The sequence below is a fragment of the Exiguobacterium sp. s43 genome (genome assembly GCF_018617255.1).
GTDB lineage: Bacteria > Bacillota > Bacilli > Exiguobacteriales > Exiguobacteriaceae > Exiguobacterium > Exiguobacterium profundum.
In genome coordinates this window covers 1-14,068 of the sequence record NZ_JACSJT010000006.1, presented here as the reverse complement: position 1 = coordinate 14,068, position 14,068 = coordinate 1, and the positions used below count along the sequence as shown (strand labels likewise).

General features: G+C 47.7%; 22 protein-coding genes. All 22 read left to right on the top strand.

Annotation, left to right across the window (positions count from 1 at the left end; translation table 11 throughout):
• The first annotated feature begins 27 nt into the window (after positions 1 to 27).
• Positions 28 to 567: a 50S ribosomal protein L6 gene (rplF, locus tag KNO79_RS14745; RefSeq protein ID WP_012727662.1), complete on the top strand. Its 540-nt coding sequence runs from the start codon at positions 28 to 30 to the stop codon at positions 565 to 567.
• A gap of 34 nt (positions 568 to 601) precedes the next feature.
• A complete protein-coding gene (rplR, locus tag KNO79_RS14740) occupies positions 602 to 964 on the top strand; it encodes a 50S ribosomal protein L18 (RefSeq protein ID WP_012727661.1) in 363 nt (120 codons plus the stop codon).
• A gap of 20 nt (positions 965 to 984) precedes the next feature.
• A complete protein-coding gene (gene rpsE / locus KNO79_RS14735) occupies positions 985 to 1,485 on the top strand; it encodes a 30S ribosomal protein S5 (protein WP_012727660.1) in 501 nt (166 codons plus the stop codon).
• Between the two features lie 15 nt (positions 1,486 to 1,500).
• Positions 1,501 to 1,686 carry a 50S ribosomal protein L30 gene (gene rpmD, locus KNO79_RS14730; protein ID WP_012727659.1) on the top strand — a complete coding sequence of 62 codons (186 nt, stop codon included), beginning with the start codon at positions 1,501 to 1,503 and terminating at the stop codon, positions 1,684 to 1,686.
• Between the two features lie 31 nt (positions 1,687 to 1,717).
• Entirely contained in the window at positions 1,718 to 2,158 is a 441-nt protein-coding gene (gene rplO, locus KNO79_RS14725; RefSeq protein WP_012727658.1) for a 50S ribosomal protein L15, read from the top strand.
• A complete protein-coding gene (gene secY / locus KNO79_RS14720) occupies positions 2,158 to 3,447 on the top strand; it encodes a preprotein translocase subunit SecY (protein WP_012727657.1) in 1,290 nt (429 codons plus the stop codon). The genes rplO and secY overlap by 1 nt, the downstream gene beginning before the upstream one ends.
• A 79-nt stretch (positions 3,448 to 3,526) precedes the next feature.
• Positions 3,527 to 4,177, top strand: a complete 651-nt coding sequence (locus tag KNO79_RS14715; RefSeq protein ID WP_012727656.1) for an adenylate kinase — start codon at positions 3,527 to 3,529, stop codon at positions 4,175 to 4,177.
• Positions 4,174 to 4,932 (top strand): type I methionyl aminopeptidase, encoded by a 759-nt coding sequence (gene map, locus KNO79_RS14710; RefSeq protein WP_031421863.1) that lies wholly within the window; start codon positions 4,174 to 4,176, stop codon positions 4,930 to 4,932. Before KNO79_RS14715 ends, map begins: the two co-directional genes overlap by 4 nt.
• Positions 4,933 to 5,037: 105 nt before the next feature.
• The gene (infA, locus tag KNO79_RS14705; protein ID WP_021066622.1) at positions 5,038 to 5,256 is read left to right on the top strand and encodes a translation initiation factor IF-1; all 219 of its coding nucleotides are present in this window, start codon (positions 5,038 to 5,040) and stop codon (positions 5,254 to 5,256) included.
• 30 nt (positions 5,257 to 5,286) lie between these two features.
• Positions 5,287 to 5,400 carry a 50S ribosomal protein L36 gene (gene rpmJ / locus KNO79_RS14700; protein WP_003156543.1) on the top strand — a complete coding sequence of 38 codons (114 nt, stop codon included), beginning with the start codon at positions 5,287 to 5,289 and terminating at the stop codon, positions 5,398 to 5,400.
• A gap of 19 nt (positions 5,401 to 5,419) precedes the next feature.
• Entirely contained in the window at positions 5,420 to 5,785 is a 366-nt protein-coding gene (gene rpsM, locus KNO79_RS14695; RefSeq protein ID WP_012727653.1) for a 30S ribosomal protein S13, read from the top strand.
• 16 nt (positions 5,786 to 5,801) lie between these two features.
• Positions 5,802 to 6,197, top strand: coding sequence for a 30S ribosomal protein S11 (gene rpsK, locus KNO79_RS14690; RefSeq protein ID WP_012727652.1), 396 nt, complete (start codon positions 5,802 to 5,804; stop codon positions 6,195 to 6,197).
• Between the two features lie 92 nt (positions 6,198 to 6,289).
• Positions 6,290 to 7,234 (top strand): DNA-directed RNA polymerase subunit alpha, encoded by a 945-nt coding sequence (locus KNO79_RS14685; protein ID WP_012727651.1) that lies wholly within the window; start codon positions 6,290 to 6,292, stop codon positions 7,232 to 7,234.
• Positions 7,235 to 7,258: 24 nt separating this feature from the next.
• Entirely contained in the window at positions 7,259 to 7,612 is a 354-nt protein-coding gene (rplQ, locus tag KNO79_RS14680) for a 50S ribosomal protein L17 (protein WP_012727650.1), read from the top strand.
• Between the two features lie 69 nt (positions 7,613 to 7,681).
• On the top strand, positions 7,682 to 8,518 hold the full coding sequence (locus tag KNO79_RS14675) for an energy-coupling factor transporter ATPase (RefSeq protein WP_031421869.1): 837 nt from the start codon (positions 7,682 to 7,684) through the stop codon (positions 8,516 to 8,518).
• Positions 8,494 to 9,372 (top strand): energy-coupling factor transporter ATPase, encoded by an 879-nt coding sequence (locus KNO79_RS14670; RefSeq protein ID WP_214691671.1) that lies wholly within the window; start codon positions 8,494 to 8,496, stop codon positions 9,370 to 9,372. The genes KNO79_RS14675 and KNO79_RS14670 overlap by 25 nt, the downstream gene beginning before the upstream one ends.
• Positions 9,369 to 10,160, top strand: a complete 792-nt coding sequence (locus tag KNO79_RS14665) for an energy-coupling factor transporter transmembrane component T family protein (RefSeq protein WP_074035364.1) — start codon at positions 9,369 to 9,371, stop codon at positions 10,158 to 10,160. Before KNO79_RS14670 ends, KNO79_RS14665 begins: the two co-directional genes overlap by 4 nt.
• Positions 10,157 to 10,897: a tRNA pseudouridine(38-40) synthase TruA gene (gene truA / locus KNO79_RS14660; protein ID WP_214691670.1), complete on the top strand. Its 741-nt coding sequence runs from the start codon at positions 10,157 to 10,159 to the stop codon at positions 10,895 to 10,897. The genes KNO79_RS14665 and truA overlap by 4 nt, the downstream gene beginning before the upstream one ends.
• 143 nt (positions 10,898 to 11,040) lie before the next feature.
• The gene (rplM, locus tag KNO79_RS14655) at positions 11,041 to 11,478 is read left to right on the top strand and encodes a 50S ribosomal protein L13 (protein ID WP_012727645.1); all 438 of its coding nucleotides are present in this window, start codon (positions 11,041 to 11,043) and stop codon (positions 11,476 to 11,478) included.
• Between the two features lie 25 nt (positions 11,479 to 11,503).
• On the top strand, positions 11,504 to 11,896 hold the full coding sequence (gene rpsI, locus KNO79_RS14650) for a 30S ribosomal protein S9 (RefSeq protein ID WP_012727644.1): 393 nt from the start codon (positions 11,504 to 11,506) through the stop codon (positions 11,894 to 11,896).
• 134 nt (positions 11,897 to 12,030) lie between these two features.
• On the top strand, positions 12,031 to 13,062 hold the full coding sequence (locus tag KNO79_RS14645; protein WP_012727643.1) for a P-loop NTPase: 1,032 nt from the start codon (positions 12,031 to 12,033) through the stop codon (positions 13,060 to 13,062).
• 11 nt (positions 13,063 to 13,073) lie between these two features.
• Positions 13,074 to 13,718 (top strand): KinB-signaling pathway activation protein, encoded by a 645-nt coding sequence (locus tag KNO79_RS14640; RefSeq protein WP_214691669.1) that lies wholly within the window; start codon positions 13,074 to 13,076, stop codon positions 13,716 to 13,718.
• Positions 13,719 to 14,068: the final 350 nt, after the last annotated feature.

Genomic DNA, 14,068 nt, shown 5'->3' with positions numbered 1-14,068 from the left:
TTTCTAACAAGAACGGAGGTGTAATCAATGTCACGTATTGGTAAAAAACCAGTTACGATTCCTGCTGGCGTTACTGTAACAGTTGCTAATGACAACACGGTCACAGTAAAAGGTGCTAAAGGTGAACTTTCGCTTTCAGCTAACCCGGCATTGGAAATCAAAGTTGAAGAGAACGAATTGACGGTTGTTCGTCCAGACGAATCGAAAGAAAGCCGTACAATTCACGGTACGACACGTGCCCTTATTGCCAACATGGTACAAGGTGTGTCGAACGGATTCCAAAAAACACTTGAGATCTCGGGGGTTGGTTACCGTGCTACGAAGCAAGGTAACAAACTCGTCCTCAACCTCGGCTACTCGCACCCAATCGAGTACGTTGCTGAGGAAGGTATCGAAATCGAAGTTCCTTCAAACACGCAAATCATCGTAAAAGGGATTAACAAAGAGCGCGTCGGTCACGTTGCTGCTCAAATCCGCTCGTACCGTGCTCCAGAACCTTACAAAGGTAAAGGTGTTCGTTACTCTGATGAACGTATTCGCCGTAAAGAAGGTAAGACTGGTAAGTAATTCGTCACGAAATGAACGGAAAGGAGTGGCATAAATGATCACAAAGGCAGATAAAAATGCAGTTCGTAAAAAACGTCATGCTCGCGTACGTCGTACGATCACGGGGACAGCAGCTCGTCCACGTTTGAACGTATTCCGTTCGAGCAAGCACATTTACGTTCAACTTATCGATGACGCGGCACAAACAACGCTTGTGTCTGCATCTTCGAAAGATAAAGCTCTCGATCTTACAAATGGCGGTAACGTTGAAGCAGCGAAAGCTGTTGGTAAACTTGCTGCAGAACGTGCACTCGAGAAAGGTATCGACACAGTTGTGTTCGACCGTGGTGGATACCTCTATCATGGCCGCGTCAAAGCTGTTGCAGAAGCAGCTCGTGAAGCAGGTCTTAAATTCTAATAAAAAGGAGGGGACACTCGATGCGCCAGTTAGACGTTAACATGGAACAACTTGAAGAACGCGTTGTTACCGTAAACCGCGTCGCGAAAGTCGTAAAAGGTGGCCGCCGCTTCCGTTTTGCTGCTCTCGTAGTCGTAGGTGACAAAAATGGTCACGTCGGTTTCGGTACAGGTAAGGCACAAGAGGTGCCAGAAGCGATTCGCAAGGCTATTGAAGCCGCTAAGAAAAACATGGTACAAGTACCTATGGTTGGTACAACAATTCCACACGAAATCACAGGAGTATTCGGAGCAGGTCGTGTATTCATGAAACCAGCTTCTGAAGGTACTGGGGTTATCGCTGGTGGTCCAGTTCGTGCGGTGCTCGAACTTGCAGGTGTAGGTGACATCCTTTCGAAATCGTTAGGTTCAAACACACCGATCAACATCGTCCGTGCGACGGTACAGGGCTTGACTGAGCTCAAAAAAGCAGAGGAAGTTGCTAAACTACGTGGTAAAAGCGTAGAAGAACTTCTTAACTAAGGGAGGGAACTAGACATGGCGAAACTCGCAATCACCCTCACACGCAGCACAATTGGTCGTCCGGAAGGTCAGCGTGTTACTGTACGTACACTCGGTCTTCGCAAAATGCATCAAACGGTCGTTGTCCCAGACAACGTCGCGATGCGCGGTATGATCAACAAAGTGTCGCACCTTGTGACTGTAAAAGAAATCAACGAATAATAAAGATTTTAATAAATAAGGAGGTGCCACTATGAAACTCCATGAATTGAAGCCAACTCCAGGTTCACGTCACGAACGTAACCGTGTCGGTCGCGGTATGGCGACTGGTAACGGTAAAACTTCTGGTCGTGGACACAAAGGTCAAAAAGCTCGTTCGGGCGGTGGCGTTCGTCCAGGATTTGAAGGTGGACAAAACCCACTTTACCGTCGTCTTCCAAAACGCGGTTTCAACAACCCAACTCGTAAAGAGTACGCGGTTGTTTCCCTAGACACGCTTAACCGTTTCGAAGCAGGTACTGAAGTTACTCCAGAACTCTTAATCGAGACTGGTGTTGTCAGCTCTGCTAAAGACGGAATCAAGGTCCTTGCTAACGGCAAGCTTGAAACTAAATTGACTGTAAAAGCCAACAAGTTCTCGGGTGCAGCGAAAGAAGCAATCGAAGCAGCTGGCGGTACAGTTGAGGTGATCTGATGTTTCAGACGATCTCCAATATGTGGCGCGTGAAAGATATTCGACAGCGTATTCTCTTCACACTCGCAATCATCATCATTTTCCGCATCGGGGCTCATATCCCGGTGCCGATGGTGAATACGGATGTGTTGCGTTTTGACTCAGGAGGTCTTCTTGACTTCTTGAACTTGTTTGGAGGAAATGCTTTACAGAACTTCTCCTTGTTCGCAATGGGGATCATGCCGTACATTACGGCATCGATCGTTGTGCAACTTTTACAAATGGACGTCGTTCCAAAGTTTGCCGAATGGGCTAAACAAGGAGAGGCGGGCCGTAAAAAGTTAGCGACGGTCACGCGCTATGGGACGATCATCTTAGGCTTTGTCCAAGCGACTTCACTGTCGTTTGGATTTAACCGCCTCTACCCAGGTCTCGTCAATGAGACGTGGGGAACGGCAACTTACTTTGTGATCGCGATTGTACTCACTGCGGGTACAGCGTTCTTGATGTTCCTTGGTGAAATGACAACGGAGAAAGGTGTTGGGAATGGTATTTCCATCATTATCTTCGCCGGTATCGTCGCCGGGTTCCCAAGAATCTTCACGCAGATTTATGAAACAAAACTCCAAAACGCTGGAGATGCATTGTTCATTAATATCGTTTACTTGGTTGTATTGGCACTTGTTATTTTGGCTGTGACGGTTGGGATCATTTATGTTCAACAAGCGGCACGCAAAATTCCAATCCAATATGCAAAACGCACGGCGAACCGTACCCCAGTGGGCGGTCAGTCAACGCACTTGCCAATCAAACTAAACGCAGCAGGTGTTATCCCGGTTATCTTCGCGATTTCCTTCATGGTAACACCACCAACTGTTGCAAGCTTCATTGCTTCGCCGGAGACAACGCAAAAATTACAGACGTACTTTGACACGACGGCGCCAATCGGAATGTCGATTTACGTTGCGTTAATCATTGCGTTTGCCTACTTCTATACATTTATTCAGGTCAACCCTGAGCAAATGGCAGAAAACCTGCAGAAGCAAGGTGGTTATATTCCTGGGATTCGTCCTGGGGCGCAAACAGAACAGTACATCACGAAGTTGCTGTATCGATTGACTTTCTTCGGAGCGATCTTCTTATCGCTCGTGGCGATCATGCCGACAATCTTCATTAAGCTTGCCGGTCTTCCAACTTCCGTTCAAATCGGAGGAACGAGCTTGTTGATCGTCATCGGGGTAGCCCTCGAAACGATGAAACAAATCGAAAGTCAACTTGTAAAACGACACTATAAAGGCTTTATCCGTTAAAGCGGAAGGAAGGGTTGACCCTTCCTTCCTGTCGTGTTTACAAGCCCTTCGTGAAAATCAAAACTGGAGGCTAACCGAGATGAATCTAGTACTCATGGGCTTACCGGGTGCTGGGAAAGGGACTCAAGCTGCTAAAATCGTAGAAGAGTACCAAATCCCTCACATTTCGACAGGCGACATGTTTCGTGCGGCAATCAAAGGCGGAACGCCACTCGGTAAAGAAGCCAAGTCATTCATGGATAAAGGTGAACTCGTACCGGACGAGGTAACAATCGGAATCGTACGTGAACGCCTTAGCCAAGATGACACAGAAAAAGGTTTCTTACTCGATGGATTCCCGCGTACTGTTGCTCAAGCAGAGGCACTCGAAAGTTTGCTTAAAGATTTGGGGAAACAGATTGACCACGTCGTCAACATCGATGTGGATGCGGAAATTCTCGTTCCACGCTTGACAGGTCGTTGGATCTGCCCAACGTGTGGTGCGACATATCACGTGATCTTCAACCCACCAAAAGTGGAAGGCATCTGTGATGTGGATGGGTCGGCACTCATGCAACGTGAAGACGATAAAGAGGAAACGGTTCGCCGTCGCCTTGACGTCAACATCGAGCAATCGAAACCACTCATTGACTTTTACGCTGAAAAAGGGTATCTTCGTACATTGGATGGAGATCGTCCAATCGATGTCGTATATGCCGATGTCAAAGCATTACTCGGTGATACTGAATGATCATCACGAAGACGCCTCGTGAAATTGCGATTATGCGTGAGGCTGGGCAAATTGTTGCTCGAACGCACCAGGTGCTCAAACAGCACATTAAACCAGGAATCACGACGCTTGAGCTCGACCGGATTGCGGAAGATTACATTCGCAGCCAAGGTGCGACGCCATCGTTCAAAGGCTATAACGGTTTTACCGGTAGTGTTTGCGCTTCGGTGAACGAAGAGCTTGTTCATGGCATTCCAGGAAAACGGGTATTGAAAGATGGAGATATTATCTCAATCGATATCGGTGCCTACTATAATGGATACCATGGAGATTCCGCTTGGACTTATCCAGTGGGAACAATCACAGAAGAGACACAGCGGCTACTTGACGTAACCGAAGAAAGTCTGTATAAAGGATTGGAGCACGCCAAGGCTGGAGGGCGATTGACAGATATTTCGCATGCGATTCAAGCATATGTTGAATCACATGACTTTTCTGTCGTCCGCGAATACGTCGGTCATGGTGTTGGACAAAATTTGCACGAAGAACCGCAAATTCCACACTATGGTCCACCGGGGAAAGGGCCGCGCCTGAAGACTGGGATGACGTTAGCCATTGAACCAATGGTTAATGCTGGTCAACGCTATGTTCGAACACTGGCTGATAACTGGACAGTTGTCACCGTGGACGGTAGCATGTGCGCCCACTTTGAGCACACCATCGCCATCACAGACGATGGATACGAGATTTTAACGAAACTCGATTCCGGTGAATGAGGCTCTATTGTTTCATACTGATCCGTTCTGGATCCTTCTCTCACAGTAGATGGCAATAGATCGTCTGTGCTCCTAAAGATTTTCATATAGAAAGGGGAATAAATGATGGCGAAACAAGATGTCATTGAAGTGGAAGGCACTGTTGTCGAACCACTTCCGAACGCAATGTTTAAAGTGGAGTTAGAAAACGGCCACACGGTGCTCGCGCACGTCTCAGGGAAAATTCGGATGCACTACATTCGGATCCTTCCAGGTGACCGCGTAACTGTTGAGTTGTCTCCATACGACTTGACTCGCGGGCGGATTACGTACCGTTATAAGTAACTCCGATTTTTCCAGGAGGAGGGTATACTCATGAAAGTAAGACCGTCGGTAAAACCGATTTGCGAAAAATGTAAAGTTATTCGCCGTAAGGGTAAAGTAATGGTAATTTGCGAAAACCCGAAACACAAACAAAAACAAGGTTAATTTCAGAGGAGGTGCACACATGGCACGTATTGCTGGTGTAGATATTCCACGCGAAAAACGTATCGTTATTTCGCTCACATACATCTATGGTATTGGTAAAACAAAAGCACAAGAAATTTTGAAGGCTGCTAACGTATCTGAAGAGACACGCACACGCGACCTTACTGAAGATGAACTCAACCGTATCCGTGAAGCAATTGACGGAATCAAAGTTGAAGGTGACCTTCGTCGTGAAGTTTCACTTAACATCAAACGTTTGATCGAGATCGGCGCATACCGCGGTATCCGTCATCGCCGTAGTCTCCCTGTTCGCGGTCAAAACACGAAGAACAACTCGCGTACTCGTAAAGGCCCACGCCGTACAGTAGCGAACAAGAAGAAGTAAAGGAGGGAATTGAACAATGGCGAAACGTAAGCAAAACGTACGTTCTAAACGTAAAGTTAAAAAACATGTTGAAGTCGGTGTGGTACACATCCGTTCTACATTCAACAACACAATTATCACAATCACTGATACGCAAGGTAACGCGATTTCATGGGCTACTTCTGGTAACCTTGGATTTAAAGGATCACGTAAATCGACTCCGTTCGCAGCGCAAATGGCTGCTGAAACTGCAGCGAAAGTTGCAATGGACAACGGTATGCGTACAGTAGAAGTTAACGTTAAAGGTCCTGGTGCTGGACGTGAAGCGGCTATCCGTGCGCTCCAAGCTACTGGTCTCGAAGTTACTGCAATCCGTGACGTAACTCCAGTTCCGCACAACGGTTGCCGCCCTCCAAAACGTCGCCGCGTATAATCGCTTGAGCGTGTGAGGGGTTTACCTAGCACGACAGCTTATACTTTAGCAGCTCAAACTGCACGGCAGGATATACTCAAGGAGGGGTTCAGATGATCGAGATTGAAAAACCAAAGATCGAAACGGTCGAAATCAGCGAGGACGCTACGTTTGGTAAATTCGTAGTAGAACCGCTTGAACGTGGATATGGCACTACTCTCGGTAACTCACTACGTCGAATTCTATTGTCATCGCTCCCAGGTGCAGCGGTAACAGCGGTTCAAATCGATGGCGTGCTTCACGAGTTCTCTACGATTGACGGTGTTGTCGAAGACGTCACTCAAATCGTACTCAACCTCAAGAAGTTGGCACTCAAAGTGTACTCGGAAGAAGAGAAAACGCTTGAGATTAACGTTTCAAGTGCCGGTGCTGTCACTGCGGCAGACATTACCCATGATAGCGACGTTGAAATCTTGAATCCTGAGCTCCACATCGCGACTCTCGCTGACAATGCGACGCTTCGCATGCGTTTGACTGCTCGCCGTGGTCGTGGTTACGTCCAGGCAGAAGATAACAAACGTGATGATATGCCGATTGGGGTCATTCCAATCGATTCGATCTATACACCGATTCAACGCGTGAACTACGAAGTAGATAAAACACGTGTCGGTCAAGACGCTAGCTTCGATAAGCTTTTGTTAGACGTGTGGACAGATGGTTCAATTCGTCCGGAAGAAGCTGTATCATTAGGGGCTAAAATTTTGACTGAACACTTGAACATCTTCGTTGGTTTGACAGATGAGGCTCTCAACGCAGAAATTATGGTCGAGAAAGAAGAAGACCAAAAAGAAAAAGTACTCGAAATGACGATTGAAGAACTCGATCTCTCAGTTCGTTCGTACAACTGCTTGAAGCGCGCTGGCATCAACACTGTTCAAGAACTCGCAAACAAATCAGAGGAAGAGATGATGAAAGTTCGTAACCTCGGACGTAAATCACTCGAAGAAGTTCAACACAAGTTGGACGAACTCGGTTTGGGCTTGCGTAAAGAAGACTAAGTTCAACCGAAGGAGGGAAATGTAATGGCTTATTCGAAACTTGGCCGTACAAGCTCGCAACGCAAGGCGCTTTTGCGTGATCTTGCAACTGACCTAATCATCAACGAGCGCATTCAAACAACTGAACAAAAAGCGAAAGAACTTCGCCCAGTCGTTGAAAAATTGATCACTCTTGGGAAACGTGGCGATCTTCATGCCCGTCGTCAAGTAGCTTCATTCGTTCGCAAGGAGAACGCTGGAGAAAAAGACGCAATCCAAAAATTGTTCGAAGACGTGGCACCACGCTACGCTGAACGTCAAGGTGGATACACGCGCATCATGAAAGTCGGTCCACGCCGCGGTGATGGTGCAGAAGTTGTAATCATCGAACTCGTCTAATTCATTAGGCAGTCAACAGGGCATGCGGTGACGTATTGCCCTGTTTCCACATCAGAAAGGAGTCGACCTATGGAATCACAAATTATGGTACGGGATGTCGTATTTCATTACCCTGGACAGTCTGAGCCGGCGCTTAACGGCCTATCGCTCGATGTATATAAAGGGGAATGGCTTGCGATTGTCGGCCATAATGGTTCTGGCAAGTCGACACTGACGAAGTTGTGGAACGGACTTCTCATTCCTGAACAGGGGGAAGTTCGCGTCGAGACACTCGATCCGTCGAACGCCGCAGACGTGTGGGACGTTCGAACGCGAATCGGGGTCGTCTTTCAAAATCCCGACAATCAATTTGTCGGGGCGACCGTGCGCGATGATGTGGCATTTTCTCTCGAAAACATGGGACTTCCACGTCAAGAAATGGTTCGTCGAATTGATGACAGTCTAGCGCGCGTTGGATTATCGGAACTAGCGGACCGTGAACCGCATCAGTTATCCGGTGGACAAAAGCAGCGCGTTGCGATAGCTGCGGCTCTCGCAATGCGCCCGCGTGTCCTCGTGCTCGATGAAGCGACCTCCATGCTCGACCCGATTGGGCGACAAGAGGTATTACAAACGGTACGACAGCTCGTCTCGGAAGGGATGACCGTTGTCGCCATTACACACGAGCTCGACGAAGTGTTGTTTGCTGACCGTATCATTGCATTGTCGAAAGGCAAGATTGCGATGACCGGCACACCTGAAGACGTGTTTCAACATCCAGATACGCTTCGTGACATTCAACTAGATGTCCCGTTTATCGTTCGGATGCAACTCGAACTGAAGGCACGTGGCATTCCACTCGATCGTCTGATGCTACAACATTCGGAGTTGGTGAACCATCTATGCCGATACGCATTGAAGAAGTAACATATCAATACCAAATGAATACTCCGTTTGAACGAACCGCGCTGCGCGATGTGAATGTAACCATTCCGTCGGGAGCGCTTGTTGCGTTTCTTGGGCATACTGGCTCAGGGAAATCGACACTCGTTCAACATATGAACGGCTTATTGCGCCCGACTGACGGACGTGTGGTGGTCGATGATATCATTGTCACCCCGTTTCGGACGCGCCGTGACAAGAAACAGAATCTTTTGCCGCTTCGGCGTCGCGTTGGGCTCGTCTTTCAATATCCAGAGCACCAATTGTTTGAAGAGACGGTCGAACGCGACGTCATGTTCGGTCCGCGCAACTTTGGCGCGACAGATGCCGAAGCGAAAGAGCGAGCCCACGAGGCCCTTCGTCTCGTCGGCTTGGATGAAACGTTATGGGACCGTTCGCCGTTTGATCTTTCAGGAGGGCAGATGCGCCGTGTCGCGATTGCAGGTGTTTTAGCGAGCCGGCCTGATGTGCTCATTGTCGATGAACCGACAGCGGGTCTCGACCCAATTGGGAGACGAGACATGCTCGCCTTATTCAAACGTTTACGAGAAGAGTTGAACCTTACGTTGATCCTTGTCTCGCATGACATGGATGATGTACTCGCCTATGCGGAGCGCGTCATCGTGATGGAGCGTGGTCAGGTGGCGTTTGATGGGGACCCGTTTGAATTGTTCCAAGACGAGGTACTGGTGCGACGGCTCCAGCTCGACATCCCGCACGTCTTACGATTCGCTCGTGACATGGCACCGGTTCTTGGAGAAACGTCCATCCCGCTCGTACGAACCGAGAGCGAGCTGGCAGATTGGGTGGCGGAACGGCTGAAAGGGGGAGCGACATGATTATCGGTCAATATATACCCGGACATTCGTGGCTTCATTCCCTTGATGCGCGTGCCAAGACGCTCTTCATTTTAGGATTTATCCCAGTTGTTTTTTTAGCTGACAACTTATGGACGAATTTATTTTTACTCGCGTTCACGTTGTTTGCGGTCAAACTGTCACAGTTATCGTGGCGCTATTTATGGAACGGTCTTCGCATGATCTTATTTTTGATCGTCTTCACGTTGATCTTACAACTGTTATTCAATCGAGACGGGACACTTCTATTCGAATTAGGACCGATTGCGATTTATTCGGAAGGAATTCGAATGGGGCTGATTGTCTCGCTTCGCTTCTTTTATCTCGTCATGTTGACGACACTCGTGACGTTAACGACGACACCGATGGAATTGACCGATTCGATTGAAGCGGGGCTACGACCATTCGAACGGATTCGTGTGCCGGCCCATGAGATTGCGTTGATGCTCTCCATCTCACTTCGTTTCCTACCGACGCTTGCGGACGAGACGGACCGGATCATGAAAGCCCAGCAGGCGCGTGGGGTCGATTTGATGAGTGGACCTTGGAAATCCCGCCTAAAAGGGGTCATCCCGCTCTTGATTCCATTGTTCATCTCCGCGTTTAAGCGTGCTGAGGACCTCGCTACGGCTATGGAAGCCCGTGGTTACCGAGGAGGAGAAGGGCGGACGAGGTTGCGTGAAATGGAATGGCAAATGCGTGACACAGCCGTATTACTCATCTTTATCGCGTTGACGCTCATTTTGTTTGGATTGAGAGGGATTGGATGAGACGAATTAAACTGATTGTCGCCTATGATGGGACACATTATGCGGGATATCAAGTGCAGCCGAATGGCAATACCATTCAAGCGGAGATTGAATCTGTCTTGGCACGTATGCATCGATATCCGGTAAAAATCGTCGCCTCAGGTCGTACAGACGCTCGCGTCCATGCGTTAGGACAGGTGATTCACTTTGACACGTCGTTAGAGATGCCCGCTGAGCGCTTCGTCAAAGCGTTAAACGCCATGCTACCAGACGATATCCTCGTTAAACAGGCGGAAGAAATAGACGATACGTTCCACGCACGTTACGGTGCGAAGCGAAAAGAGTATCGCTATTATATCCGTCAGACCGAGGATCCGTTTCGTCGGCACTATGCTGCGACCGTGACGTATAAGCTGAGCCTTGAGGCGATGCGTCAAGCGATGGAGCGGTTGATTGGGACCCACGACTTTACGTCGTTCTCTGTGACAAAGGCAGAAGTCGAAGATCGGGTCCGTACTATCTATGAAGCAGAAGTGCTCGAAATGGGAGACGAGATCATATTCCGTTTCGTTGGATCAGGTTTTCTATACAACCAAGTCCGCATCATGGTAGGGACGGTCATCGAGGTAGGGAGAGGCAAGTATCAGCCCGCAGATATCACACAAATGCTAGAGGCGAAGGACCGCCGCGTAGCGGGGATTACCGCCCCCCCACACGGTTTGTATTTGTGGAATGTGAATTATGAAAAAGTAGATTGACATTCCCCTTATAAAATCGTATTATATTCATTGGCATTTCATTTTCAAATTTAGAGATGAACCACAATCTTAGCCCCGTAAACTAGGATTATGATAAAGCATCAAAAAATTAAGTGAACAGACATTTCTAGGAGGTATTCCACATGCGCACAACATTCATGGCTAAAGCATCTGAAGTAGAACGCAAATGGCTCCTTATCGACGCAGAAGGCAAAACACTTGGTCGTTTGACTAGTGAAGTAGCTTCACTTCTTCGCGGTAAGCACAAGCCGACTTTCACACCACACGTTGATTGCGGAGACCACGTCATCATCATCAACGCTGAGAAAATCAAATTGACTGGTAACAAATTGAATGACAAGATCTACTACCGTCATTCAGGTCATCCAGGCGGTTTGAAATCACAAACTGCAAAAGAGCTTCTCGCAAAACGTCCAGAGCGTATGCTTGAACTCGCGATCAAAGGGATGCTTCCAAAAGGATCACTCGGTCGTCAACAATTCAACAAACTCCACGTTTACGCTGGAGCTGAACACAAGCACGAAGCACAAAAACCAGAAGTTTACGAACTTCGCGGTTAATCGAGACACAGGGAGGAACTAAACGATGGCAGATGTACGTTACTACGGAACAGGCCGCCGCAAACACTCGGTGGCTCGCGTTCACCTCGTTGCAGGTGACGGTAAAGTTGTTGTAAATGGCCGCGATATCTCAGAATACTTCGGTCATGAGACTTTGATCATGATGGCTAAATCACCACTCGTATTGACTGAAACAGAAGGTAAATACGATGTAATCGTTAACGTTAACGGTGGTGGATACACTGGACAAGCTGGAGCAATTCGCCACGGCGTATCACGTGCGCTTCTTCAAGCGGACCCAGAATTCCGTCCAAGCCTCAAAGAAAAAGGCTTCTTAACTCGTGACGCTCGTATGAAAGAACGTAAAAAATACGGTCTTAAAGCAGCACGTCGCGCACCACAATTCTCGAAGCGTTAATCTTCGCGATGTGGTTCGAACTCTCCATCCTTTCGGGTGGAGAGTTTTTTGTTTGAAATAGTCGATTCCGAACCCGTCAAGAAAACGCTTTTTTTGATATACTGATATCGAAACAGTTAGAAGGGGGAAGCAATATGCTTACAGTAGAGCAAGTACGCGAGGAATTGGCGGGGCTTGTTGATCCGACGATCAACCGAACGCTTGGAGATACAGCAGGAGTAAAAGACATTCGAATCAAAGAAGACTATGTCAGTGTAAAAGTGGCACTCGGACAAACAGGGAGCGGGGAACAGCTTCAGTTACAACAAGAAATCGTCACGTTGCTCAAGGGGAAAGGCTTTAAGACGGTCGGGCTTCGCTTTGAGGCATTGAATGATGAAAGTTTGAAAGAGGCGACGAAACCGGCAATCCTCCGTGAAAACTCAGGGACGACGTTTATCGCCATCGCTTCTGGTAAGGGTGGCGTAGGAAAATCGACAGTATCCGTCAACTTGGCTGTCGCGCTTGCGCGAGCGGGTAAAAAGGTCGGGTTGATTGATGCGGATATTTACGGCTTCAGTGTTCCAGATATGCTCGGCATCGAGGAACGACCGGTTGTTCGCGGCGAGAAGATCATTCCAGTCGAGCGTTTTGGCGTGAAAGTCATCTCGATGGGATTCTTCGTGGAAGACAATGCGCCGGTCATCTGGCGTGGACCGATGCTCGGGAAGATGTTAAATAACTTCTTCAATGACGTCGAGTGGGGCGATCTTGACTATCTGTTGCTCGATTTACCGCCAGGAACAGGAGATGTCGCGCTCGATATCCATTCCATGCTCCCATCATGTCAGGAATTGATTGTCACGACACCTCATGCGACAGCGGCATTCGTTGCGGCACGTGCTGGAGCGATGGCAATCAAAACGAACCATAAAGTGTTGGGAATCATCGAGAACATGGCCTACTTCGAAAGTAAGGTAACGGGCGAGAAGGAATACGTATTCGGATACGGCGGTGGAGAAAAGCTATCAGAAGCACTGAAGAGTAAGCTTCTTGCTCAAATCCCGCTCGGTCAACCGTACGACAATGAAGAGGACTTTGCACCTTCTGTCTATCGGGATGGACATCCGTTCGAGCATACGTATGATGAGTTGGCGCAAGCAGTCATTAAACAAATAGAAGGGTGAATCGGTGAGAGATGAAAGTACAAGGTTTTTTACGTTTGTTTTGGACAACGCTCGTATTCGGGACGTTGTTCGGGTTCCTGATGAATTTATTGGCGAACCCGGGTTATTTGGTCAGTCAGTCCTGGGAGGCAATTGTCACGGCGCTTAGTTATTCGAGTACATGGACAGGGATCAGCATGATGGGCTTCTTTGCCTATTTGATTATTCATCGGGTCGGACTCGATTTATTTAGAGGGCCACGTCTATGGAATCGCGTTCAAGTGTTACTAATCGCATTTGCGATTTTTGATGCCGTCTACTTACGGATGCTCGCATTCGGTAATGATCACATGTGGCGTTATATCGGTGAGATGCTTGTGTTACTCATTGTCGCTTGGGTCGTTGCTGCGAGTAAGGCGAAACAAACAAATAAGAGTGCTTTCATCCCGACACTTTTCTTAATGACTGTCATTACGTTAATTGAATGGATTCCAGCTCTGCAAACAACGGACGAGATTCCATTGCTCTGGCCGGCACTAGCCACATTGGTGTTTGCGAACGCTTATCAGGTATTAATGCTTCATCGCTTCCAACAGACAGGACAAGCGGTTCAAGTCGCTTCACCCGAAGTTAGAAAGAAAAAAACGAAGAAACAGATGTCGTCTAAATCATCGTAAAAAGTAAATGGTTGTGTGGATAATCCGAAGTGTTTCGGGTGATCCGCCAACCATTTTTTATTCATTTCAACAAAACAAAGAAAAATTAAAGTTTTTTTAGAAAAATAGTTGACGGTTTTTTAGGATGCTGATATATTAATAAACGTCGCTGATGTTGTTCACGAAACAAACTTCAGGAAGCGAAAAAAATAATAAAAAGTGGTTGACTTTAATAAGTCAAATCGCTATTATTAAAAAGTCGCTAACACGACAACGATTGGTCTTTGAAAACTGAACGATGAGGCAAAAAAAGTTTTACAATTTTTGAATGAAGCGCAAGCTTCGTCAATTTAAGAGCTATATCAAATTCT